The sequence below is a fragment of the Ruegeria sp. HKCCD4315 genome, assembly GCF_013112245.1.
Classification (GTDB): domain Bacteria; phylum Pseudomonadota; class Alphaproteobacteria; order Rhodobacterales; family Rhodobacteraceae; genus Ruegeria.
This window is the reverse complement of record NZ_WVRN01000002.1, coordinates 133,749-159,078: the sequence shown is the minus strand read 5'-3', so window position 1 is coordinate 159,078 and position 25,330 is coordinate 133,749. Positions and strand designations below refer to the sequence as shown.

Sequence of the window (25,330 nt, the reverse complement as noted above, 5' to 3'; positions counted from 1 at the left end):
ATACCCGTCTGCAACCTATATCGATTGGATCCCCTCGGATGGAACAGAAAATCACTGACTCGGGCTTCAGTAGCTGGAAGCCCTCGCAACTCCCGGAACTGAATGGCAAGACCTATGTCATCACCGGCGCAAATTCGGGCATCGGTTATGAAGCCGCCCGGATGCTGGGTGAAAAAGGCGCGAACGTTGTAATGGTCTGCCGCTCACGCGCAAAAGGTGAAACCGCACAGCGCAAGCTGTCAGCGTCCTCGAAGGGCAAGGTCGACCTTATCCTGATGGACCTCAGCGATCTGTCGTCGGTTCGCAAGGCGGCCGAGGAACTGCGCGGTCGCTATACCAAAATCGACGGCCTGATCAATAACGCAGGCATCATGATGACCCCGCAGGAAAAGACCGTTGATGGGTTTGACCTGCAGATGGGAGCCAACCATCTGGGGCATTTCCTATGGACCGGCCTGCTGCTGGATCTGGTTGAAGCTGCCGAAGGCCGTGTTGTCGTGCTATCCAGCCTGGTTCACAAGTACGGACCTCTGGATCTGGATGATTTCATGACCGACACCAAATACACGCCGATGAAGGCCTATACCCAGTCCAAACTGTCGAACCTGATGTTCGCGTTTGAACTGGATCGTCGCCTAAAGGCGGCCGGCAGCAAGGCCATCTGCGTCGCCTGCCACCCCGGCTATACCGATACCAACCTGCAATCCACCGGCCCGACCGGCTTTATGAAAGCCATGCTGGCCGTGATGAACAAACTGGTCGCGCAACGCCCCGAAGCCGGAGCCTATCCGACGGTGCTTGCCGCCGTCGGGAAAGAAGCGAAACGTGGCGCATATTACGGCCCGCAAAAAATGGGTGAATCCCGCGGCCCGGTTTCCGACGCCAAGGTGAAAGATCACGCACTGGATCTCGAAAAGCAACGTCAGTTGTGGGCAAAAAGCGAGCAGCTGGTCGGTTTTGAATTCAACCTGCCTGCCGTCGCACACGCGGCATAACCACTTAAAGACAGACCCCCTCGATACACCCCTCACTCACGAAACAGGTCCGGGCGGCGCAAAAGCTTCGCCCGGACCATTTGTAAATTCTCCCATCACACGGAGCGGCTCGTGATCATAACGCTGTTTGTCTGGCTCTTTGCCCTGTTCCTGATGGCGGGCGGGATAACCCATTTTATTTATCCGGCTGTATTTGATGGGTTCATGCCATCATTCACCCCCAAGATTCCGGCGCATATTCTGGCCGGTGTCGCCGAGATCACAATTGCCGTTGCCCTGGTCTTACCTAAATTCCGAGCCTTTGGCGGGCTGTTCGCAGCAATGCTGTGCACCGCCTATTTGCCGTTCCACATCTGGGACTTGTTCCGGCCCGATCCGGTTGTCGCACCTTTTTGGGCCGCGATAGCGCGCCTGTTTGTGCAATTTGCTATGATCGGATTTGGCATCCATCTTTGGCGTACGGAACCAAAGGTCAGGTCAAACTGAATTCCCTCCAGCTGCAGGTAACACAACCTCTTCGAACGCAGCACCAATCAGACTTTAGTGGCGATGGTCGCGGCTGGGGCCGGATGGACCATAAAGACGCCTTTGATGTTTGCTCACGCCCAACGGTTTTAAAACAGACTTCGACTGCTCCGCCCTCCGGTCAAAAGCTTTTCCCGCACCTAGTCCATCGTGGCGACACCGCACTGTTCCCAATTTTTGTGGGAACTGGTCGATCGAAAGATGCGAAGATTGATCATCTGCCCCGGCCATCTGGCAATGGCTAAAACGGGCTGAGAATTTTGAACCTCGCGCGAATTTCGCGCTCTTGCTCGGGCGTCAGATATTGGGGTTTGTGTTCGGCCAGGATGTCCTGCGCACGGGCTCGGGCTCGGGCCCAGGCATCCTGCGCCCCGTTTTCCGCCCATGTGCGCGGCTCATCACGGTCGGCAAGCGTGGGATAGAAATAATCCCGCTCCATCGCCGCATAGGTGTGTTGACCGCCCAGAAAATGCCCCTCACCCAAGACCGCATCGCAGATCGCGTCAAAGCCCAGGTTTTCATCATTCACCTCTATCCCCCGCAGCGCGCGGTAGGTGTTCGAGTGCATTTCGTCGTCCAGCACAAACGCCTCAAAGCTGGCCCCTAACAGGGATGCTGTCATGCCCGAGCTTTCATAGATCAGGTTTCCTCCGGCCAGGGCCGCCGCCATCGAGGTGATGCCCTTCTCCATGCCATATTGCGCGTCAATCGCCTTGGCATCGGTCATCGAACAAGCCACGCCTGAGGGTAAACCCAGCCAGTTCGACAGCTGCGCCGAGGCCGCATTGAGCACAGCCGTCTCGCCGCTGCCCCCCGAGAACGCACCGGTGCGCAGGTCAATCACCAGTGGCCAGTTGGAAAAGACCATCGGAAAACCGGGCTGGATCGCATGGACCATAAGCAAGCTGGCCAGTGTTTCCGCCAGTGATTGCGCCAGAAACCCGGCCAGCGTGGCAGGCGCGGTCGCCCCCGCCTGCGCGGCGGTGATGCACGAAATCGGGATATTGTGCCGGATGCACTCGTAGACCACATCCACCGCATCCTCGCCATAGCGCATGGGCGAGATCATCGGGCTGATATGCGCCTTCATGAACGGACGCTTGGCAAATTCGCCCGGCCCACCAGCTGCAATGTCCAGCATCTCGACAATCGGAGCGACATATTCAGCCAGCGTGAACGAGGTTGCCGTGGGTTTGGTTGTGTTCTTGATCAGCGCGAAAGCTGTATTGACGTCCAGATCGAAATTGTCCGGCACATCCGTCGCAACACAGCAGCGGGTGTACCAACTGACATTGGCCAGCGTGTCCTGCAGCAGTGTGAAGTTGTGCAGGTCTTGCAATGTCGATGGCCGGTACAGCCCGCTGTCCAAATCCAGTGTCTGCACCGCCGCGCCACCGGTGCCGAAATAGACCTTGTTGCCACCCACCTCGATGGATCGGGCCGGATCCCGGCCATGCAGTATGAACGTCTTTGCGGCCTGATCGATGGCCTCCTCCACCAGCTTTGGCGGAAACAGGATACGCCCTTTGCCATTGTCGATGGCACCAATCGCCAAAAAGTCTTTTTGCAGACGTTTCGGCACCTCTCCCACGCCCAGCTGTTCCAGCAGGTCAAGGGCGGTGTCGTAAATGCGTCGCAGATCCGCATCGCTAAGCGGTTTGTAAGCTCCGCCAACCTGACCCGGAGGGCACGGATCAACAGCCGGTTTCGCCGCACGCGCAGCCAGCCGTTCGCGGCGGCCTCCTCTCTTTCCACGCTGCCCTGCCATGGCTGTTCCTGTTATCGAGATTACCGCACGATAGAAGCGGCCCCTTCACCGCAATTTCAACACCGCCTCGCACTAATATCAAAACTTCGAATTCAGAGTTCGATTTAATGCGAGAGACGCGTAAATCATTGCAGCCAAAAGCATTGTGCATGCCTATCACGACTAAACTTCTGTCGGAGGATTGCGTCACATGAAGTCCCGCACCAAGGTTGTCGTCATTGGCGGTGGTATTGCCGGATGTTCAACGCTCTATCACCTGACCCAAGAGGGGTGGAGCGATGTTGTTCTGGTTGAACGCAACGAATTGACAAGTGGCACGACCTGGCATTCCGCCGCGCAAGTGACCAATTTTGGCATGAACCAGACGATGGTCGGGCTGAAGACGCATTCGATCAACCTGTATAAAGAGCTGTCGGAAAACCCAGAATACCCGATCAACTACCACCATGCCGATGGCGGCATCCGCCTCGCGAATACCGAAGCGCAGATGCAGGGCTACCGCCACTTTGCCTCGATGGCGCGCGGCATGGGTGTCTACTTCGAGGTGATCGATGCCGAGGAATGCGCCCGCCGCCATCCGCTGATCTCGACTACAAATCTGCTGGGCGGGCTCTGGGATCCGCTGGATGGCGATATTGACCCGGCGCAGCTGTGCCAAGCACTGGCCTATCACGCCCGTAAGGCCGGGGCCGAGGTCTATCGCAACACGCCGGTCACCGCGCTGACGCAACACCAGGACGACACCTGGACCGTGCATACAGAACAGGGCGATATTGATTGCGACATCGTGGTCAACGCCTGCGGTTACCGCGTCAACGAAGTCGGCGCGATGATGGGTGTACATCACCCGGTTGCGTCTATGGAGCATCAATATTTCCTGACCGAGGACATCCCCGGCATCGCCGAGGCAGGCCACCGGATGCCACTGTTGCGCTGCCCGATCAGCGACTATTACAGCCGTCAGGAAAAGGGCGGTCTGCTGGTTGGCTTCTACGAGCAGGATTGCAAACCGTGGGGCATGGACGGGATTGACCCGAACTTTGTCAACGCGCTGTGCCCCGATGATCTGGACCGGGTCATGGATGTGCTGGAAGGCGCGTTTGAACGCATGCCCGCCTTGCGCGAAACCGGCATCCGATCCGTGGTGAATGGCCCGATCACCTACACAATCGACGGTGCACCGTTGGTCGGGCCGATTCCGGGTAAGCGCAACGCTTTCTGTATCATCGGTCTGCGCGCCGGGCTGGGCGAAGGCGGTGGCCACGGCTGGTTGCTGGCGCAACAGATCGTGCATGGCGAGGCGTGTTATGACACTTGGTGCCTCGACCCCCGCCGCTTTACCGGGCACGCGAATGTCGAACTGACCTCGCTGAAAGCCATCGAGGACTACCAGAACGAATTCCGCTTCCACTTTCCCCATGAACACCGCCCCGCAGGTCGTCCGGCGAAGACCACGCCGCTAACACCAGTCATGGCCGCTGAAGGGGCTGAGTTCACCGTGGTGAACGGGTGGGAGCGGGTCGATTACATCAAACCCTCACCTGACTTTCACCCCAGTCTGACATTTAATTTTGACGAAGCCTTTGACGTGGTCGCGGCTGAGATCAAGAACGTGCAGGAGAATGTTGGCCTGTGCGAGGTCAATGGCTTTAACCGGTTTGAAATAACCGGTACTGACCGCCATGCTTTCCTAGACCGCATGTTCTGCGGCGCGGTCACCAAACGTGCGGGCCGGGTCGGTTTGGGCTATCTGCTGAACCATCACGGCATGATCAAGGGCGAGGCCACCGTGGCCAACATCCCAGCCAGCGACCGGGGCCCCGCGCGGGTCTGGTACGGCTCGGCAGCAGCCAGTGAGTACCACGACACGGATTGGCTGACCCGGCACCTACGCGATGGAGAGGACGTTCAAATACGCTCTCTGACCAACGACCAGACAATCCTTGTTCTGGCCGGTCCCAAGGCGCGCGATGTCCTGTCCGCTTGTTCCCGCGGTGATTGGTCGAAACAAGCTTTCCCCTGGCTATCAGTCCGAGAGTGCTTCATCGGGTTTGCTCCGGCCACTGTCATGGGCGTCAGCTTCTCAGGCGAGCTCGCCTATGAAATCCACGTGCCAAACGCTTCGCTCTACGCTGCCTATCTGGCTCTGCGTGCGGCGGGCGAGGCGCACGACCTGAAGCTGTTCGGGGCCCGCGCGGTGGAGTCCATGCGGATGGAGAAAGGCTTCTTACATTGGAAAGCCGACTTGCTAACAGAGTTTGACCCGTTCGAGACAGCACTGGACCGCTTCGTCAAGTTGAGTAAAGGCGATTTTATCGGCAAAACGGCGCTGGAAAAACGCCACGCCAGCGGCCCCAACAAAAAGCTGGTGACCCTGAAAGTCGACGCGACCCACGCCCCAGCCCACGGCGGCGCCTCACTGATGCAAGGTGAAACCGTTGTCGGCACCATCACCTCGGGCGATTGGGGGCATCGGGTTGGCTTGAACCTGGCCTTTGCCTTCGTGAACCCCGATCTGGCTGCTGTTGGCAGCACAATGCAATTGGATTTGTACGGGGATCTGGTCACGGCAGAGGTCATCTCGTCTTCCCCCTACGATCCAGACCACACCCTCATGCGCAGTTGAGGTCGCCATGACCACCTTGCCAGTTTTAACTCTGGCAGGCACGGGCATTACTCGAAAAGACTGTCTGGCTACTTAATTTCGTTGGGATCGTAAGAACAAATATGCGCGTTCAGAGCTTTGCAGTAGAGCTCTGTCAGATGCCAAAAGCATTCAGCGTGTGCATGACCCCGCGCAGTTCGGCCAATCCGCGAAGCCTCCCGATTGCGGGATAACCTGGAACTGAGTCTCGTTCTTGATCGTGAAGGATGCGATGCCCGTGATCCGGGCGCATTGGGATTTCAACGCCCGTCACACGCTCAATACGCAAGAGCTCGCGCGCAACCCCAATCATGTCGAGATCGCCGGCCAAGTGTGCATCCTCGTGGAAACTCCGTGGATCGGCTTCCCGTTTCACTGCGCGCAGATGGGCAAAATGGATGCGGGGCCCGAGCTGACGAGCAATGGCCACCAAATCGTTTTTGGAATGTGCACCCAGCGATCCGGTGCACAAGGTAAATCCCGACGCCGGAGATGAAGAGATTGCGGCAATGGCTTCGAGATCGGCCTGGGTCGAAACAATCCGCGGCAGGCCGAACAGATCCATCGGCGGATCATCGGGGTGGATCGACAACTTTGCCCCTTCGGCTTCTGCCACTGGCAGAACGATTTCCAGAAACGCGGCGAGCTGCCGCCTGAGTGTCGCGTGATCGCAATCGTCATAGGCGGCAAGTCGGGTTCGGAACGTATCCAGCGTATAGCTTTCCTCTGACCCCGGCAGTCCGGCAATCACCGTGCGTGACAACCGATCGATCATCGGCTGATCTGCCCTCGCAAACCAATCTTCCGCCGCCGCCAGATCCTGTGCCGTATAACTGTCCTGTGCTCCGTCGCGCCGCAAAACAAATAGGTCAAAGGCAGCGTAGGCAGTGAAATCGAACCGCAGCGCCAGAGACCCGTCCGGCAAAGCAAAATTCAGATCGGTGCGCGTCCAGTCCAGCACTGGCATGAAGTTGTAGCAGATGTTGCGGATGCCCTGACGGGCCAGACGCCGCAGGTTTTCAGCCCAGATATACGCGTAACGCTCCCAATCTGGCGCGCCAGTCTTGATGTCCTCGTGCACCGGAATGCTTTCGGTCACGACCCAGCGCAGCCCGGCCGCCTCAATCAATTCGCGCCGGGCCGCGATCTCTGCGTCCGGCCATTCTTGCCCGTTGGGAACCTCATGCAAAGCAGTTACGATCCCCTGCGCGCCGGTCTGACGGATATGAGCCAGCGGAATAGGGTCTTTCGGCCCGAACCAACGCCAACTTTCCAGCATGACTGCCCCCTGTTCCCTGCGCTTAACCTGACACCGATTTGGAGTACAGAAACCCATCAAACTCGGGGTCTTCAACATCCGATAGTTCCAAAAGTGTCAACCGAACGTTTTCAAGATGCTGCCACATCGCTTGCCGCGCGCCTTCCGCATCGCGACGACGCAGGGATTCAAGAACAGCTGCGTGATCGTCCAGCCACTGACTGCGATACCCGATGTCAAATATGCGAGAATGCAACCTGTCCCACATCGGACTGGATTCCCTGAGATGCCAAAGCGTATCGATCTGATTGACCAGAACCGAATTTTGCGTGGCCTCGGCAATCTGCAAATGAAGCTGACGATCCGCCCGATAGTCGTCTTCACCGGCTTGGATCGAGCGTTTCTCCAACTCAAGCGTTTCACGCTGCGACAGAATATCGGCTTTGGTCACCGAGGTGGCCGCGAACCCGGCGATGCTGCTTTCCAAAAATTGCCGAGCTTGCAACAGCTCGAACAGGTTTTCCCACCGATCTGGCGGCCGAACCCAAGTTTCGCGCCTGCTTCAGAACGCCTATCGGGCAGTTTCAAAACAAGGCGCAAGAGCAGCTCTGTCCCAAGCCATGCAGCCGAAGAACGACGGTCCATAACCGGTTTCCCGGACCATAGTTTTCTGTGGCATTCCATTTGGGCTGAATGCGGTTTGCAAAGAACACATTAACTGCGCGCTCATCACGGCGGAGGCGCGCCACGCCGATTGACCCAACGTGTTCGAAGCAATTGTTCCGCGCCCGGGCAGCTCGGTCTTTCGCCGTAAGGTCCCGCCCCCTCACATGACGGTTCTTTGTTCGACATGCGCTGGAACGAGGGCGCGGACGAGGTCTTTCATGTTGAGGATGCCGACCTGTGTGTTGCCGCTCATAACGCGGTAGGTTTTGTAGGTGTCGCCACCCGAGATCGAGATCAGGTGCTCGAGGTTGTCGTTGACATCCACGTCGCCGTCAAACTCACCTTCGTGGGTTCCGTCCTTGTCCATCACCGAGCGCACGCGCAGCACGCGGGCGCGGTTGATGTCGCTCACGAAGTCCTCAATGTAAGGATCGTTCGGGTTCAACAGGATGTGCTGCGGCTCGCCCTGTTGCACCACGTAGCCATCCTTCAGGATCACCAGGTGATCGGCTAGTTTCAGTGCCTCGTCCAGATCGTGGGTGATGAAGATGATCGTCTTGTGCAGGTCCTTCTGCAACTCCAGCAACAGGTCCTGCATGTCGGTGCGGATCAGTGGATCAAGCGCCGAGAACGCCTCGTCCATCAGCATGATCTCGGAATCCGAGGCCAGCGCCCGGGCGATCCCCACGCGCTGCTGCATCCCGCCTGACAGCTGGTGCGGATAGTGGTCCTCGTATCCCGCAAGGCCAACGCGCGCGAGCCACTTCTTGCCCGCCGCCACGATCTCGTCCTTGGTATCGCCGCGCACGGCCAGCGCCATGCCCGCGTTCTCCGCCACCGTCTTGTGCGGCAGCAGCGCGAACTTCTGAAACACCATCGACATTGTGTTCAGCCGCATGTCGCGCAGCTTCAACGGGTCATAGTCCAATACGTTCTGCCCATTGACCCAAACCTCTCCGGCCGTGGGTTCGATCAGCCGGTTCAGGTGTCGGATAAGGGTCGATTTGCCCGACCCTGACAGACCCATGATCACTGTGATCTCACCGGCCTGCATGTCGACATTGATGTCTTGCAGGCCCAGCACGTGGGCTTCCTTCTCCAGCAGGTCGGTCTTGCCCATACCCTGGCGCACCTGTTCCATCGCGCGATCAGGATGCGCGCCGAAGATCTTGTAAAGGTTGCGGATCGAGATTTTAGGTTCAGCACTCATGTCCCGCCCTCCTTAATGCTTCTGTGCCGCTGCGACACGGGCCAGCGCCGCCTTGGACACCCGGTCCAGCACGATTGCCAGCAACACGATGCCGAGACCAGCGATCAGGCCGACGCCCAGTTCAAGATTACGGATGCCGCGCAACACCAAAACGCCCAGACCGGGCGCCGAGACCAGCGAGGCGATCACCACCATCGCAAGGCTCATCATGATGGTTTGGTTCACACCCGCCATAATGTTTGGTAAGGCCAGTGGTAGCTCGACCCCCCACAGTTTCTGACGCGGCGACATGCCGAAGGCATTCGCCGCCTCAACCACATCCTTGTCAACCAGACGAATGCCCAAGTCGGTCAGGCGGATCACAGGCACGATGGCGTACACAATGATCGCAATGCCGTAGAGTTTCGGTTCGGTAACGCTGAACAGGAAGATCAGCGGGATGAGATACACAAAGGTCGGTAGCGTTTGCAGCAGGTCCAGAACCGGCAGGATCATACGCTGGAAGCTATCGGATTTGGCCATGGCGATGCCGATGGGCACCCCCAGCAGAATACAAAGCCCGGTACAGACCAGCACAATCGACAGTGTCTGCATCGCCGGCTCAAGATGATCGATGAAGCCCAAAAAGCAAAATACGAAGATCACGAATCCGGTTACGATGGCCGAGCGTGAAACATACCAAGTCAGCACAAACAGCGCCGGCAGCATGATCCACCACGGCACCGCATCCACCGCAAGCAGCGCCCATTCCAGCATCCATGACAGCGGTTGCGTCAACGGGTCCAGCACCAGCTTCAACCCGTCCTTGATGGCAAGAAAGCCATCCTCAACCGCAGACACAAAATCCCGCGATTGTGGGATCGCAGGACAGGCTTCGTTCAAGGCATCAAGAGAGGGAAAGGGAAAAGTCGGGCCATTGTCGACATTCTCAGCATTGGCCTGCGCCAGCAAATCGGCCATCGAAAGATTTGCCCCGCCGCCAGAAGACTCGCACCAGTCACGGAGTCCCAACGCATCGAACATGCGGTCATAAAAAGCCATATCGTCCCCTTCCAACAACACCCGGGCGCCCCGTTGTATGAGGCGCCCAGATCCTTACCGTGTTTTATTGTTATTTCAGCAGCGCTGACAGTTTCGCGCGCGCGTCGTCATTCAGCCACTCACTCCAGGTGTCCTGGAAGTTGGTCAGAAAATACACCGCAGCCTCTTCTCCGGACGCGTTGTTCTCTTCCTGCCAGGCAAGCAGACCGTTCATCACGTCATTGGTGAATTGAACATTCTCCATCAGCGCCGTCTCTTCGGGGTGCGAATCCGCGAAAGTGTTGGTCACGACCGTGGTCACGTCACTGGCCGGGAACGCACCAAGCACCGGTTCTGCACATTCTTCCTGACTGTTGCACTCATGCGCTTCTGCCACATGTGGGCCTACATCGACCTGCACCATCGGGTAGCGGCCTAGAATCGAGGTTGGAGCCCAATAGTAGCCAAACCAGGGTTCTTTCGAGTCATAGGCCGAGGCAATGGACGCTGCCAGAGTCTCTCCCGATCCGTGGATAAAGTCCTCAATCCCTGCATCAGCAAAACCGGCCGCCTTTGCCATGTTGGTGCTGACCCGTTGACAGGTCCAGCCCACCGGGCAGTTGTGGAACCGGCCACCGACCAGTTCAGGATTAGCTAGGATGCCTTCCATCGTGGTCAGTTCCGGATGTTTTTCGGCCAGATAGGTCGGAATCCACCACGCTTCGACACCGCCATCGGACAGCACCTTGGCGCGTTCGATGATCGCACCGCTTTCGATCAGACCCGGATAAGCTGGGGCACCATTGGTCCACAGCTCGGTCAGAATGTCTGGCTCGCCAGTTTCCGCAACCGAGGCCAGCGCGGGCGTCGTCGCCGACGGCACAACAGTCACCGTGCAACCATAGCCTTGCTCTAGCAGGAACTTGCTGACCTGCGTCACAATAATCGCCGAACCCCAGTCCATCTCGGTAATCGAGATTTCACCGCAATCAGCCTGCGCCGCACCAGCTACGCCCATGGATACCGCAGCACTCGCCGCGAGCAGCTTAAAGTTCATTCAAAATCTCCCTAGTTGGTCACGCCCCAGCGCTTGATGGCCGTTTGGGCTCTACGGATCAAAAGGTTTCACAGATTCTGGCGGCGCTCGAAAACAAATCTTCTATTTCGAAAAAATGGTACTATTACTTTTACACGATCGAACTAAGAGTTTTCGATTTTCGGTAGGAAGGAACGACAAAAATGCGTCGACAGTCTGCAGTTAAAGACCTGAGCCTGCGATGGCTGGAACTGTTTCAGATCTGCGCGCATAAGGGGTCGTTGCAGGCGGCGGCCAAGGAAACCGGTCTGACTATAAGTACCGTTTCGCATCATTTGCGCAACCTCGAAGACCATCTGGGTGTCGAGCTGTTTAACCACTCTCGCAGGCCTATGGTGTTGACACCGAAGGGAGAGGTTTTTCTACGCAATATTGACCAGGCTCTCTACGCAATTCGAAAAGCCAAGGCCGAGGCGTCAGCCGGAAGCATTGCTGAAGCAAGCCTGTTGCGCGTCGGGTCGGTCGAGGATTTCGACAGTGACATAATGCCTGAACTGGCCGTGTTCCTGTCGCAGCACATGCCAAGCTGCAACTTCATGTATCTGACGGATTCAAGTCACACGATAGCAGACATGTTGCGTGACCGGCATCTTGATCTGGGGATCACAACCTCTTCGAATGAGCGTATGCGCGACCTGCAGGAACGGCCTTTGCTGCGCGATCCGTTTGTAGTCGTTCTGCCACGAGGGTGCGACGCAGCTGTAGACAAAATCGTAAAGGGCCAAACCACCCTACCCTTTCTGAGATTCTCGGGAAATCTGATCATTGCACGGCAAATCGAGTCGCAGATGCGCCGTCTTGGCTTATCCCCTGCGTCCAATTTCGAATGCAGCAACAACCAGACGTTAATGGCAATGGTCGCAGCCGGGGCGGGATGGACCATCACAACGCCATTGCTGTTTTCCCGCGCCAAACGGTTTCAGAAAAAACTCAGCATGCATCGCTTTCCCGGCAAGAGTTTTTCGCGCAGTTTGTCCATTGTTGCGACACCTGATTGTTCCCGGTCGTTGCTGGAACTGGTAGATGGCAAGATGCGAGCTCTGATCACCGAGCACGCCATTTCCCGGCAGACCCAAAGCAGGGCTTGGCTGGCCGAAAGCTTCCGGCTGATCACCTGACAGAGCTGACCTAGACGAACAGCTTTTTTACCACGGGTTCAGAATATTGAACCGCGCGAATTTGGCGTTCCCGATCCGATGTAAGGTATTTCGGCTTGTGTTCCACTAAAGTTCGCAGCTTTTTGCGGATTAAGAAGTTTTGATGGCGACTGGCTGGAACAGGCGCTTCTGTAACGCCGTTGCTTAAGACAACCAGCCGTTCAGGCTTCTTTGTTCCGGTCTGTCTGACGTCAGCACCAATGGGACAATTTAGGTCGATTTGATAAGAGAGGGTTTCTGGCTCATCGTAACTGCCAAGGAGTGGCGATGAGAAAGAAACCCGGAACCAAGCAGAGCCACGGCGATAAAGTTGTCAAAAACATCCGCCGCGCGACGCGCAAGCAATATACAGCTGAAGAGAAGATCAGGATCGTGCTGGACGGTCTGAAGGGCGAGGACAGCATTGCGAAGCTGTGCCGTCGAGAGGGCATCGCCCCATAGGCACAACAATAGGCGACATGAGCGCCATTGAACCGACCTGTGAATATATCCGGGAACGGCAGTTCCTTCACCGTCGTCAAGTGATCCAATCTGGATTTACTGGCCGACGCCCGCCACCAAGTGCCCTCAAGGATCAAAACATCCGGAATGCCTCCAAGCGACGGACCCAAGGCGTCAAACCAAACAGAACTTTCGAAATCCAATATTGCCAAACCGCTACATCCCAACCAGTTATCAAAATCCACACAAGAATACTCTTAGCTGAAAAGAGCTCAACTTGAACTGCGCGCGCTGGATCCGGAGGGACTCTGCCCGGCGCTAAAATTAAAAATTGTGTAAATCTAAATTTGGCGAAGAGTCGCGCAACTGAAACGGTTAGTTGCTCAAAACATCACTTAACCCACTGACCTATGGCGATTTTTTGCGTAGCCATGCGCTGATCTGGGCTCTTATCCGCGCAGAACAACCCGTTAACAAACTCTTAACGTTTTCCGAACATCTGAGTTGTTACGCAAGTTAGGCCCGACACCACCGGGCGAACAGAGCCGCAGCATTTTGGCCAAAAAGACAAGATGGGAGTCTTTGAAAATGAGCAATGGAACATACGAAGAGTTTCGCGATGACTTACGTGCGTTTGAGTCCGGTTGGGACCGCGAACGCTATGACTCCGGGAGCATTCAGGACTGGCAATTGAACCAATGGGCCGGGGGCGAAGTCACCGACTTTTATCCAAACTATTCCAGTTGGTCGGACCTAACCGCCGAAGAATGGGATGCCATGTCCTACCGATCCATGAACTCACTGGGTTTTGTGGGGTATCAGTTCGGTGAGGCGCTGTTAATCGACCTCGGGTATTACACAGACGACGTCTATTACGGGAACGGCGCAGCTTCGAATACATGGGATGGAAACTGGACCGGCAAGAACGGCGTGAACTCGCTTGAGGACTTTATGACAGAGGCCGCACAGGAGCGCGCGATCCAAGAGGCGTTTGGGTATAACCTTCAGGTGATCGAAACTGGTTTGGGCTATCAGGGCGAGAGCCTCGACGACTATATCGGGACCACGCGGACTTACATCGACAACGGCCAGGAAGTGACCGTCACACTGACCATGACGGGTATAATGGCAGCCGCGCACTTACGCGGCGCATGGGGAACCCTGTCTCTTCTACAAGGCGGAGATGTCTCTGTTGATGAATATGGCACGTCTATTCTGCGCTATATCGACCAGTTCGGCGGCTATGACGCCCCTTCGCTTGCAGAGGCCATCCAGGCCTATACCGATGGCATTTTGCCCACAGAAACCGGAGGTGGAACGGACGGCGGAGATGTCTCTCCTCCCTCCGAACCACCAGCGCCGACCGACCCCGCCGGGAACGGCACTGCAAATACCGACGAAAGCGCGGCGGATGTGGTCATAACATGGGCGTGGGGCACGGATGTCACAATTCCGGACTTCGACCCGGCGACGGATACGATATTCATCTCGTGGGTGGGTGCCGATGCTTTGGACGTAAGTGAGGTTAACGGATCGGTCGTGTTTGCCATCCCGTCCAACAACCAATCCACCACATTGAGCGGCGTAACCCTGGCAGATTTGAGCCCTGCAAACTTCACCATTCTGGACAGCACCGCAGCAACCGAAGTGCTGGGTCTAGTGGGGTCGGATGACACAAACTCCGGCCATGACGGGCATGGAAGTGAAGGTGGCCACGAACACCAACACATGCATGTTACGCTCGACTTGGCATCCGACGCGCAGGTGATTGATGGCTTTTTGCCGGCGATGGGCGATGTTATCGAGCTGGGCCCGGACGTAACGGCCGAAAGCTTTGCCATATTTGAGGAAAGCGGAGATGCTCTGGGTCAGACTGTCCGTATTGAATTGACCGTTGGCCAAACGACCAAACAGATCATTTTCACCGGATTTGGTTTGTCGGATCTGGACATCAGCAACTTTTCAATCTCGGATCAGGCGGTTCTGAACGAGGTCTCGTCGGCGTTGGGTCAAATCATCGTCACCCCGGGCGCGGGAGAAGGCTATGATCTGAGTTACGATTCTGATGGGTCGAACCCCCCTGCCTCGACAGGAGCAACAGACACGGGTGGCATCAAATACAGGGCCGATAGCAACGCCGATGACATTACCGGGTTCCGCCCCGGCACGGATCAGTTGGATTTTGGCGGAACCTCGGTGCATGGGATGATCGTCACCAAGTCACCGTCGGGCGAGATTGTGATCGACAGCCCGTGGTCGGAAGCAGCGCAAATCGTACAGGGCGTCACCTATCAGGATGTCACCATCGACGATTTCGGCGTGGTTGGAAACGAACACTTCCGTCAAGACATGGGGGGTGTTGTCAGTTGGGAACAAGGTGTTGGTCCACGTGACGCTAACACGGTCTATGTGCGTAGCCACGAATATGGCGTCCACGAAGTGATTGACGGTTTCGATCCGACCACCATGAAGATCAGTTTTCTGTATTTCGGCACGCGCGAACGACTGAGTGTCAAGGACACGAGCGAAGGTCTGGTCATATCCTCTTTGCCAAGCGGGCAGAGCGTCACGCTGACAGGGGTCACCAAGGCGGACCTGATCCCCGGAATGGTGGAGTTTCACCACGATCAGGCGATGGAGGACAACCTGGAGGTGCCATTTGGCTTCGACCAAGACGATGTAACTCTGGTTGATCGCACCATGTTGCTGACACCCGAAGCGCCCGCCGGAGCCACGACAGATGGCCATCAGACCAGAACCGGCGATCTCACCGGAGGCTCCTCTGGCACAGACAATGGTGGTGTTACAGATGACGGAACCACGGACACCGACAATGGCGAGACAGCAGGCGCTGTCACATTCGGTGCAGGTGCCGATGTGGCCGAGCTAACCTGGGATTGGGGTGTTCAGACAGAGATCAACGGTTTCGACACCAGTGAGGATGTTCTGGACTTCAACTCTCTGGGTGCAGCAGATGTCACGGTGAACGAAATTGGCGATGATCTGGTGTTTGAGGTTGTTGGAAACGGAGGCCATACCGTGACGCTCCGGGATATTCAGGCGGAGGACCTGAACCTCGGCAACCTCACCGCAGATGACTGGAACTCTATCGACGAGGTTAACAGCACGCTGGTTAACCAGCTGGAAGCATTGGGAATGTCCATAGCCTGAAGAAGAACTCAAAACGCACTCGGCCGGTTTGCCGGTCGAGTGTTAATTTGTGAAACGGCATCCTTCATTTTCCTTCAGTCAGCGGATGCCCAATGTGCAGGGGTCGTTTCTAAAGAGAGGACCCCGACCCGACTGGCCCAAATTTCTGATTGCTGAGCTGGCGGCAACGCGGCGTCTGGCAGGTCCGAGGCAGACAAGCGCTCAACGTCAAGTAAACAAGTTGGCATATTCCACTCAACCGACTGGAAACAAGCCAGGGCACCCACTAAGCTCAAATCGACCCTTCAGAAAAACCGATTGAACCGTCTGCTATTTTGGGTCGTTGTGGAGCTGGAATGCGTGTCAGTGTAGGGATCGCCGTATCTATACTTGTTGCCCTGTCGATCGGCGTGTCGACCTTTGTCGTGCATTCTTTGTGGTGGACAACGGCGCGAGAAAACAGCCGCATGCTGGCGGCTGAAATCAACGGACAGATCGCCAATACCGTACGCATCGAAGTTGGGCTGACCCTCAGGTCGGCCGAAGCAGCTTGGGCGGCAGTCCGCACGATTTTCATCCAAGACGTTATCCAGACGCGCCAGGCAGACAAGCGCGAGTTTGTGTTTCTGTCGCAAATACAGGCGCAGCCCAACATCTCGTGGATCACCTTCGGCTGGCCCGACGGGAATTTCTTCGCCGCACATCGCCTGGGTGACAGCGGTCTGGAGATGATGGAAATCGATGAGAACATTCGCAACCGGATGCTTCGCAACGACCGTTATATCTTTATCCCTGGCGACATTCAGTTCGAGGAGCGGACCTTCACCGACACAGATTTCGACCCACGCGAACACGCCTGGTATCGCAACTTCATCGACCGCGATACACCGGATTGGATTGAAGTCAGGGATCTGCCGGGAAGCGACAAGACCCTATATGCCTTTGCTGGTCCCATCGACGTGCGCCGCCAACGGCAAGGCGTGTTGACGGTAGCGATTGATACCGACCGCCTTTCCCGCTTTCTGGGATCGCTGCGCCCCGGAGAGTTCGGCGCGGCCTTTATCATCAACGCAGACGGCAAAGTGATTGCCATCCCCGACCCCGAGGCGGACGAAATCACACCAGCACGGATGGGCGAAGGGGAGCTCTATGAGGTTGCCAAAATCTCGGGTGAGAGGCTGATGGCCGATGCAGAAAACAAAACGCCCGGGCCAGTGACGAAACGGATCGTTTTTGAGGATGTACCCTATGCGGTGGCGTTGACGCCTCTTGGGTTCTATGGCTGGCGGGTCGCCACTGTGATCCCGGAATCAGCCTTTCTGTCGGGCATCGACAAGACCCTGCTAAACTTGGTTTACATCCTGCTTGGCGTCGTCGTCGTGGCAATAGGTTTGGCCATCTGGTTTGTCCGTCGGGTCGTTGCAAACCCACTGTCCCGCGTGGCCGAAGACCTCAGTCGGATCGAACGTTTTGATGTCGAACAGGTTTCTCGCAGACCCTCTCGGCTGAAAGAGCTCGAAAACCTGTCCGCCGCAACAGCCAGTATGGCCGCGGGTCTGTCGGCATTCCGCAAATACGTACCAACCGATCTGGTCCGCATGCTGGTGGCGGAAGGTATCAAAACCCAACCCGGCGGCGAGACCAAACAGATATCGGTTCTGTTTTGCGATGTATCGGGGTTCACAGGTCTGACCGAAAAGCATGGCCCCAAGATCGTCGAACTTATGGAGCCATTCTTCAGTGCCGCGACAACAACCATCGAGCGTCACGACGGAACCATCGACAAATTCATCGGTGATGCGGTTATGGCATTCTGGGGTGCGCCGCGACAAAATCCAAACCATGCCGAACATGCCTGCCGCGCAGCACTTGAACTGGTGGATGTGGTCGAATCCTCGAGTTTGCAGAGCCAATCCGACAGCGCGCTGCATGTCAGGATCGGGTTGAACAGCGGAGAAGCGCTGGTTGGAAATATCGGTTCCGAACAGCGGCTGAACTACACCGCAATCGGCGACGTGGTGAACGTCGCCAGCCGTCTTGAAGGGACAAACAAAACCTACGGCAGTGCGATCATCATAGGCCCCGAAACACGGCAAGAAGCAGGTAGTGCCATTGTCGTACGCGAGCTGGATACAGTTGAGATACAAGGCCGTTCTGAAGCGCTGGTGGTGTATGAGTTGATCGCTATGGCGGACAGTTTCAAAGGATCGCGCGACTGGATTGATGCCTATGAGACCGGGCTGTCGCATTTTAGGGCCAGTCGTTTCCCAGAGGCCATCACCGCATTTCAGACTGCTGACACATTGCGCGGCGGCGACATGGCATCACAAGTGATGATCAAGCGCGCAGCTGCCTATGAGGCTCGCGCTTCATAACCGGGAGTACTGCTCAAAAAACGTTTGGTCGGACAAGTAAGGTCCATTGCCATCGATGCAACGCAAACGACAAATGCAGTCGAACCGGCTCAACGGTCCCTAATGGAAAGCCTGCCTTTGTATGCGCATGTTTGACACGCATACTTCATAGAAGTATTTTCGCGTATACGGAGGCCCAAAGATGAACGCGCAGACGCGAAAGCCAACAAATCTGTCGCTTGATAGTGCGTTACTTGCAGAGGCAAAAGCGCTGAAAGTAAACCTGTCCCGTGCAGCCGAGGAAGGCGTGCGCGCTGCTGTTGCCACGGCAAAGTCTGAACTATGGAAATCAGAAAACGCGGCTGCGCTGAGAAGCTCAAATTCTTATGTTGAGCAGAACGGCCTTCCTCTGGAAAGCTTCAGGCAATTCTGATGCCGAAATACGATGTTTTCCCGAACCCTTCAGGGGATGGGTTTCTTTTGGATATTCAAGCAGATCTACTCAGCGACTTGAATACTCGCATTGTGGTGCCACTCTTGCCCAAATCGATCGCGCCCAAACCAGCGACGCGGTTAAATCCGGTTTTTGAAATCGAAGGTATGCCTGTCGTGATGGTAACCCAATTCATGGCGGCTGTTCCCGTTGGGCTACTAAAGTCGCAGGTGTGCAATCTGAACGACGATTTTGAGCAAATCACCGTCGCGGTCGACATGCTGATGCAAGGGTTTTAGTCCGATTTTGCTCCGATCGCGGTATGATTTTTAGGGCCGTAGGAAATGAGAAAGCACTTAATCTGGGGATAGACCCCCGCAGCCCCCAGAAACTGTAATTTACACCACGTTACCGCCCGGTGCAGGGCGCGCTAAAACAAGTGGGCTTCAGGACCGAAACTCTGGCAAAGACTTGCGTTGGACCAAATCGGACATACAAACGGGTACCGCGCATCTCCCAGCAGGACGAACAAACATCTGGATCGCTCATGCTATAAATCGCGAACCAAATCCCCCAGCCGATGTAAACCGGCTAGGGTTGTTCGTCAGGTTGGTCGCCCTCGGGTCGGGGTAATGCTGGAGCGTAGAGGAACGATCATGTGTGGTCGGTGGGCTTCCTGTCTGACAAGTTCGGGGCATCGCACCGGCTCCGTATCCTCAGGGCTGGCTATGACTGTTGTCAGAACGCCTGATCGTATTCATGGCCGCTCGCAGGAATGTTATTGACCCCAGGGGTCAATGCCGACCGTTTGCGCATGGCGATCAATCGACAACGCTGACAGCTTTGTACAACCGGCGAAATCGCTGCAATCGTTCAGACAAAGCGGCCATCTCGTCAGGTTCAAACCTGTCAGTTGTGGACGGCTGAACTGCAAGGTCCGCCTCTTGCAAAGCACCAACACCGCAGGCCGCAAGACGGGCAGCGCCAAAGGCTGGACCTGAATCGGACCCTTGTGAGCGCACGATGGGTTTCCCCGTGACCGTGGCGATCAGGCGCAATAACAGATCTGACTGGCTGCCCCCTCCGATAGCGGCCAATTCTGGCAAGCTGTCAATTGTATCGCCGAAACTCTGTGCTGCGTCAGCAAAGCAAAATGCAATTGCTTCTACCACAGAACGACAGATTTCAGCGCGTGTTGTCGAATCCTCAAGACCAAAGAAGCTCGCGCGGATATGGGGATCTCCCAAAGGGCTTCGCTCACCAGTCAGGTAAGGCAGGAAGATCGGCAAACGCTCTCCGCTGGCCGTTTCGGCAAGTGCAACAACCTCGGCAGCGGAAAGCCCCAGCTGCCCACCTATCCACGAAATTGGCCGCGCACCGTTCAGCATTGCGGCCATTTGATACCAACGGCCCGGCAACGTGTGCGCAAATGCGTGTACATAACGTTCTGGATTGGGTTTGTATTCGCGATCTGCAACGAACAGTTGGCCGGATGTTCCCAGTGAGATAAACCCACGTCCCGGTTCGGTAGCCCCCAGAGATACAGCACCTGTTGCCGCGTCACCTCCTCCGGCCACCACGGGAACACCTTCCTTCAACCCGGTCATCGCGGCAGCTTGTGCTGTTACACTTCCTACAACGTCGGTGCCGTTAAAAATCGGTGGCAACCAGCTGGGTAAGACGCCAGTGGCCTCAGTAATCCCGACATGCCAGTTGCGCGCGGCCTGATCCAGCCAAAGTGTTCCCGCAGCATCTGAGGTATCGGTTGCCAATTCTCCATGCAGGCATAAGCCGACGTAATCCTTGGGCAGCAGCATATGAGCGAGACGCGAATAGTGTTCGGGTTCATTCTGTTTCAGCCACGAAATCTTGGGCGCTGTAAACCCTGGCAGCGGAAGAACACCTGCGATCTGCCCGATTTTCGGCTGGACCGCGCGCAGTTCGTCGCATTCTCGTGCTGATCTGCTGTCATTCCAAAGGATTGCCGGGCGGATCGGACGCAGATTGTGGTCCAGCAACACGGCCCCATGCATCTGACCAGACAAACCGATGGCTTTCACGCCCGACAGCGTGACTTGTCCGGAAAGTTGGTTCAATGCGTCGCGTGTTGCATCCCACCACAGATCCGGGTGCTGTTCTGACCATCCGGGCCGCGGCGAGGACGTGTCGATCCCTACCGAGGAAGTGGCGAGAATCCGGTCGGTATCCGTGCAGACAAGTTTGACTGCTGATGTTCCGATATCAATCCCAAGATACATTCAGACCTCTTGCACCGCTCATGTCTGGCTATTGATTTTTTGTCGCGCGCAAAGAATATGTAAAAATATGATAAGATCAAGGCGGCTGGAATCCGCAGGCAGACTGGAATGACCAAGATAAAAAACATGGAAGAGTTCGCGGCCCTCAGCGGGATCTCGCGACCCACGGTGTCCAAGTATTTCCACGACCCCGACAGCGTACGCCCGACAACAAGGGCGCGCATCGAAGAGGCGCTGGAACGGTTTGACTACCGCCCGAATATCTATGCTGTGAACCAGAACCGGAAACTGACCAAGAACATTGGCATCGTCGTGCCCTATCTTGCCGATCCGTTCTTCGCTGAGATTGCCAGGTATCTGGAACAATCCTGCATTGCGGCGGGCTACCGACCGTCCCTGTTCAGCTCACACGGGGAACAAAAACTAGAAAACGAAATTCTGGACGGGCTGCAATCCATGAAACCCGCAGGGGTTTTGCTGGCACCATTGGGGCGCATCTCGGACCGATCCGCAGTCGAAAAATTCTGTGCCAATGTGCCAACCGTCCTGTTCGACAGTAATCTTGATGGTCTGGGGGCAGCTTTTGTTGGTTCGGACAATTTCAGCTTTGTTTCGCAGACCGTGGAATACATGACACGGACAGGCGAGCCGCCTTCATTCTTTGAAATGCGCACACCTGCAAACCCAAACGCCAACAAACGACGGAAAGCCTATATTGAGGTTATGGAACGCCTGGGGTTCGAGCCTCATATCATCAAAGTCGATGGCAAAGGCTGGGCTTTTGAAGAGATTGGGCATCGGGGCGCTTTAAAAGTTCTGGCAGAGCGTGGGCTGAAAACAAACTCGGTTTTGTGCAGCAATGACAGGCTGGCCATTGGATTTCTTGCGGCCTGTTTTGAACAGGGGATTCGGGTAGGGCGCAAAGATGATTGCACGCTGCGCGTGGCCTCGAATGACGATCACCCCTTTGCAAAGTTTACGTGCCCGTCTCTGACGACTGCTGCACATGACTACGACAACGTTGCGGGGCGCAGCGTAGAGACTTTGTTCGAACTTATTGAAAATGGTGGAGAATTTGAAACACGCAGTGAAACCCTTTTTCCCGCAAGGCTGGTTCTGAGGGATTCTGCATAAGCGAATTATTTTAACGCGCGTAAAGTTTTTATTGACGGCGCGACAATTTACGATCTAGGCTCCCTGCACGACATCCAAGCTCAGGGAGGACAGGGATGTATCTGAAGCACGCACTTCGTGCGGCGACTGCATTGACTTTCGTCGCCACGGCAGCGGCCCACGCGCAATCCATTACCATCGCCACTGTGAACAACGGCGACATGATCCGGATGCAGGGCTATACCGACAAATTTACCGAAGCGACCGGCATTGATGTGGAATGGGTGACACTGGAAGAAAACGTGCTACGCCAGCGCGTGACCACCGACATCACCACCAAGGGCGGTCAGTTCGACATCATGACCATCGGCATGTACGAAACGCCAATCTGGGGCGCGAATGGCTGGCTGGTCCCGTTAGAAGGCATGTCCGCCGAATATGACGTGGACGACATCCTGCCCGCGATGCGTAACGGCCTCAGCAACGACGGCACACTGTATGCAGCCCCGTTCTACGGCGAAAGCTCGATGGTGATGTACCGCACCGACCTGATGGAACAGGCCGGGCTGGAGATGCCTGATGCGCCGACGTGGCAGTTCATCCGTGAAGCTGCGGCAGCCATGACCGACCGCGACAACGACATCAACGGCATCTGCCTGCGCGGCAAGGCCGGTTGGGGTGAGGGCGGCGCGTTTATCACCGTGACTGGGAATTCCTTCGGTGCCCGCTGGTTCGATGAGGACTGGAAACCTCAGTTCGATCAACCCGAATGGAAAGAAGCGCTGACCTTCTTCGTCGATATGATGAATGAGTCTGGCCCAGCGGGATATGCGACCAACGGGTTCAACGAAAACCTCTCGCTGTTCCAGCAAGGCAAGTGCGGCATGTGGATCGACGCCACCGTCGCGGCATCCTTTGTGACCAACCCGAATGACTCGACCGTGGCTGACCAGGTTGGCTTTGCGCTGGCACCAAATTCGGAAGGTGTCGACAAACGTGCCAACTGGCTGTGGGCTTGGGCACTGGCCATTCCTGCGGGCACGCAGCAGGAAGATGCGGCCAAGCAGTTCATCGAGTGGGCAACTTCGAAAGATTACATCGAGTTGGTGGCCGAAAATGAAGGCTGGGCCAATGTGCCTCCGGGTGCACGGACCTCACTGTATGAGAATCCGGAATACCAGAAGGTTCCATTCGCCAAGATGACGCTGGATTCGATCCTTGCGGCCGATCCGGACAACTGCTGTGCACAACCGACGCCCTATGTTGGCATCCAGTTCGTCGCGATCCCGGAATTCGCAGGCATCGCCACGCAGGTGAGCCAGGAGTTCTCGGCAGTCTATGCCGGACAACAGACGGTGGACGAGGCGCTTGAAAAAGCGCAGGCCTTCACCGCTGAAGAAATGGAAGCCGCAGGGTACTGACGTCTTCTCCCCGCGGGTGGGCAGCGCTCTGCCCCCCGCCTCAACCCTTCCACAACCCGCGTTTTTCTCGCAGGCTAAGCTACGCCTGAACAGAGAGGTCTTGCGTCATGGCTACTCAACATTCCCGATCCGTTGCTCGCCTGATGATGGCACCCGCAGTGGTCCTGCTGCTTGGCTGGATGCTGGTGCCTCTGACGATGACGCTGTATTTTTCCTTCAAGAAGTACCTGCCCCTGCGTGGCGGTGATCTGGGATGGGTCGGGTTCGACAACTACGTCCGCTTTGTCTCGTCCAGTTCGTTTTGGCCTGCAGTTCAGGCAACGCTGATGATCGTCGGCGGTGTTCTGGTCATCACCGTTGTTCTGGGCATCCTACTGGCGATGCTTCTGGATCAGCCGATGTGGGGCCAAGGAGTTGTCCGTATCCTTGTGATCGCGCCCTTCTTCGTAATGCCTACAGTATCCGCGCTGGTCTGGAAGAACATGTTCATGGACCCGGTCAACGGCCTGCTGGCGCATCTGTGGCGTTTCTTTGGGGCCGAGCCGATCTCATGGCTGTCCGAGGCGTCGATGACCTCGATCATCATGATCGTCTCGTGGCAGTGGCTGCCCTTTGCAACATTGATCCTGTTGACCGCGATCCAGTCGCTGGACAGTGAGCAGTTGGAAGCGGCAGAGATGGACGGCGCACCGGTCCTGAAACGCTTTTACCACATCATCCTGCCGCATCTGAGTCGCGCGATCACCATCGTGATCCTGATCCAGACGATTTTCCTGCTGTCGATATTCGCCGAGATCTTCGTGACCACTGGCGGCGCATTCGGCACCCGCACGCTCACCTACCTGATCTTCCAGCGCGTGCTGGAGAGCCAGAATGTCGGCCTCGGATCAGCCGGAGGTGTCTATGCCATCATTCTTGCCAATATCGTTGCAATCTTCCTGATGCGCATCGTCGGCAAAAACCTGGACGCGTGAGGAGGTAAGACCATGGCCCGCGCCGTCACAACCCGCCGCAAATCGCTGAACACTGCCCTTGCCTGGGCCGTCGGACTGCTGATCTTTTTCCCGATCCTCTGGACCATCCTGACCAGCTTCAAGACCGAGGCGCAGGCAATTGCCAGCCCACCGATTTTTCTGAACTTCAACTGGACGCTTGAGAACTATGCCATCGTGCAGGAACGATCTGATTATATGCGGTTCCTGTGGAATTCGGTCATCATCGCGGGTGGCTCGACCATACTGGGTGTGATCATCGCCGTCCCCGCCGCATGGGCCATGGCCTTCGTGCCGTCCAAGCGCACCAAGGACATCCTGCTGTGGATGTTGTCCACCAAGATGCTGCCTGCCGTCGGCGTACTGTACCCGATTTACCTGCTGTTCATCCGGTTGGGCCTGCTGGACACGCGTGGAGGGTTGGTCGTCGTCTTGATGCTGATCAACCTGCCGATCATCGTCTGGATGCTTTACACATACTTCCGTGAAATTCCTGGTGAAATTCTAGAAGCTGCGCGGATGGATGGCGCGACACTCAAAGAGGAAATCCTCTTCGTCCTGACACCCATGGCTATCCCCGGCATCGCCTCAACGGTGCTGCTGAACTTCATCCTCGCGTGGAACGAGGCGTTCTGGACGCTCAATCTGACGGCCGTTGATGCGGCACCGCTTACGGCTTTCATCGCCAGCTACTCCAGCCCCGAGGGCCTGTTCTTCGCCAAGCTCAGCGCGGCCTCGACCATGGCTATCGCACCGATCCTGATCCTTGGCTGGTTCAGCCAGAAACAACTCGTCCGCGGCCTGACCTTCGGCGCTGTGAAATAAGGAA

At 56.5% G+C, this 25,330-nt stretch carries 19 protein-coding genes and 1 pseudogene; 13 read left to right on the top strand and 7 right to left on the bottom strand.

What is annotated here, in order from left to right:
- Nucleotides 1-38 precede the first annotated feature (38 nt).
- Nucleotides 39-995, top strand: a complete 957-nt coding sequence (locus tag GS646_RS18715; protein ID WP_171187402.1) for an oxidoreductase — start codon at nucleotides 39-41, stop codon at nucleotides 993-995.
- 111 nt (nucleotides 996-1,106) lie between these two features.
- Nucleotides 1,107-1,481 carry a hypothetical protein gene (locus GS646_RS18710; RefSeq protein ID WP_171187400.1) on the top strand — a complete coding sequence of 125 codons (375 nt, stop codon included), beginning with the start codon at nucleotides 1,107-1,109 and terminating at the stop codon, nucleotides 1,479-1,481.
- 280 nt (nucleotides 1,482-1,761) lie between these two features.
- Here the strand turns inward: GS646_RS18710 and GS646_RS18705 are convergent, their stop codons facing one another.
- Nucleotides 1,762-3,288, bottom strand: a complete 1,527-nt coding sequence (locus GS646_RS18705) for a trimethylamine methyltransferase family protein (RefSeq protein WP_171647899.1) — start codon at nucleotides 3,286-3,288, stop codon at nucleotides 1,762-1,764.
- A 190-nt stretch (nucleotides 3,289-3,478) separates the two neighbouring features.
- On the opposite strand from GS646_RS18705, the gene GS646_RS18700 reads away from it, so the two are divergent.
- Nucleotides 3,479-5,914: an FAD-dependent oxidoreductase gene (locus tag GS646_RS18700; protein ID WP_171647901.1), complete on the top strand. Its 2,436-nt coding sequence runs from the start codon at nucleotides 3,479-3,481 to the stop codon at nucleotides 5,912-5,914.
- 133 nt (nucleotides 5,915-6,047) lie between these two features.
- On the opposite strand, the gene uxuA is transcribed toward GS646_RS18700, so the two are convergent.
- The 5 genes from uxuA to GS646_RS18675 form a co-directional block, all read right to left on the bottom strand.
- Nucleotides 6,048-7,211 (bottom strand): mannonate dehydratase, encoded by a 1,164-nt coding sequence (uxuA, locus tag GS646_RS18695; protein WP_171647903.1) that lies wholly within the window; start codon nucleotides 7,209-7,211, stop codon nucleotides 6,048-6,050.
- A gap of 22 nt (nucleotides 7,212-7,233) precedes the next feature.
- Nucleotides 7,234-7,695, bottom strand: coding sequence for an FCD domain-containing protein (locus GS646_RS18690; protein WP_256368448.1), 462 nt, complete (start codon nucleotides 7,693-7,695; stop codon nucleotides 7,234-7,236).
- A 321-nt stretch (nucleotides 7,696-8,016) separates the two neighbouring features.
- Nucleotides 8,017-9,066 carry a glycine betaine/L-proline ABC transporter ATP-binding protein gene (locus GS646_RS18685; protein WP_171187392.1) on the bottom strand — a complete coding sequence of 350 codons (1,050 nt, stop codon included), beginning with the start codon at nucleotides 9,064-9,066 and terminating at the stop codon, nucleotides 8,017-8,019.
- A gap of 12 nt (nucleotides 9,067-9,078) precedes the next feature.
- A complete protein-coding gene (locus GS646_RS18680; protein WP_171095564.1) occupies nucleotides 9,079-10,107 on the bottom strand; it encodes a proline/glycine betaine ABC transporter permease in 1,029 nt (342 codons plus the stop codon).
- 70 nt (nucleotides 10,108-10,177) lie between these two features.
- Nucleotides 10,178-11,143, bottom strand: coding sequence for an ABC transporter substrate-binding protein (locus GS646_RS18675; protein WP_171187391.1), 966 nt, complete (start codon nucleotides 11,141-11,143; stop codon nucleotides 10,178-10,180).
- Between the two features lie 182 nt (nucleotides 11,144-11,325).
- On the opposite strand from GS646_RS18675, the gene GS646_RS18670 reads away from it, so the two are divergent.
- The 6 genes and pseudogenes from GS646_RS18670 to GS646_RS18645 all read left to right on the top strand — a co-directional run bounded on the left by GS646_RS18670 (nucleotide 11,326) and on the right by GS646_RS18645 (nucleotide 19,016).
- Nucleotides 11,326-12,300, top strand: a complete 975-nt coding sequence (locus tag GS646_RS18670) for a LysR family transcriptional regulator (RefSeq protein ID WP_171187389.1) — start codon at nucleotides 11,326-11,328, stop codon at nucleotides 12,298-12,300.
- A 306-nt stretch (nucleotides 12,301-12,606) separates the two neighbouring features.
- Nucleotides 12,607-12,774 (top strand): annotated as a pseudogene (locus GS646_RS18665) (IS3 family transposase); the annotation flags it as partial.
- Between the two features lie 594 nt (nucleotides 12,775-13,368).
- The gene (locus GS646_RS18660) at nucleotides 13,369-15,951 is read left to right on the top strand and encodes a hypothetical protein (RefSeq protein WP_171647905.1); all 2,583 of its coding nucleotides are present in this window, start codon (nucleotides 13,369-13,371) and stop codon (nucleotides 15,949-15,951) included.
- A 335-nt stretch (nucleotides 15,952-16,286) separates the two neighbouring features.
- Nucleotides 16,287-18,305 carry an adenylate/guanylate cyclase domain-containing protein gene (locus GS646_RS18655; RefSeq protein WP_171187383.1) on the top strand — a complete coding sequence of 673 codons (2,019 nt, stop codon included), beginning with the start codon at nucleotides 16,287-16,289 and terminating at the stop codon, nucleotides 18,303-18,305.
- A 181-nt stretch (nucleotides 18,306-18,486) separates the two neighbouring features.
- A complete protein-coding gene (locus GS646_RS18650; RefSeq protein ID WP_171187382.1) occupies nucleotides 18,487-18,717 on the top strand; it encodes a type II toxin-antitoxin system CcdA family antitoxin in 231 nt (76 codons plus the stop codon).
- On the top strand, nucleotides 18,717-19,016 hold the full coding sequence (locus GS646_RS18645; protein ID WP_171187381.1) for a CcdB family protein: 300 nt from the start codon (nucleotides 18,717-18,719) through the stop codon (nucleotides 19,014-19,016). The genes GS646_RS18650 and GS646_RS18645 overlap by 1 nt, the downstream gene beginning before the upstream one ends.
- Before the next feature lie 522 nt (nucleotides 19,017-19,538).
- Here the strand turns inward: GS646_RS18645 and xylB are convergent.
- The gene (xylB, locus tag GS646_RS18640; protein ID WP_171187379.1) at nucleotides 19,539-20,975 is read right to left on the bottom strand and encodes a xylulokinase; all 1,437 of its coding nucleotides are present in this window, start codon (nucleotides 20,973-20,975) and stop codon (nucleotides 19,539-19,541) included.
- Between the two features lie 108 nt (nucleotides 20,976-21,083).
- Here xylB and GS646_RS18635 point away from each other — a divergent pair, with 108 nt between their 5' ends.
- The 4 genes from GS646_RS18635 to GS646_RS18620 all read left to right on the top strand — a co-directional run bounded on the left by GS646_RS18635 (nucleotide 21,084) and on the right by GS646_RS18620 (nucleotide 25,326).
- A complete protein-coding gene (locus tag GS646_RS18635; RefSeq protein ID WP_171095549.1) occupies nucleotides 21,084-22,109 on the top strand; it encodes a LacI family DNA-binding transcriptional regulator in 1,026 nt (341 codons plus the stop codon).
- Between the two features lie 95 nt (nucleotides 22,110-22,204).
- On the top strand, nucleotides 22,205-23,509 hold the full coding sequence (locus GS646_RS18630; protein WP_171187377.1) for a sugar ABC transporter substrate-binding protein: 1,305 nt from the start codon (nucleotides 22,205-22,207) through the stop codon (nucleotides 23,507-23,509).
- Nucleotides 23,510-23,616: 107 nt separating this feature from the next.
- The gene (locus GS646_RS18625; protein WP_170534370.1) at nucleotides 23,617-24,483 is read left to right on the top strand and encodes a carbohydrate ABC transporter permease; all 867 of its coding nucleotides are present in this window, start codon (nucleotides 23,617-23,619) and stop codon (nucleotides 24,481-24,483) included.
- Between the two features lie 12 nt (nucleotides 24,484-24,495).
- Nucleotides 24,496-25,326 carry a carbohydrate ABC transporter permease gene (locus tag GS646_RS18620; RefSeq protein WP_171187375.1) on the top strand — a complete coding sequence of 277 codons (831 nt, stop codon included), beginning with the start codon at nucleotides 24,496-24,498 and terminating at the stop codon, nucleotides 25,324-25,326.
- Nucleotides 25,327-25,330: the final 4 nt, after the last annotated feature.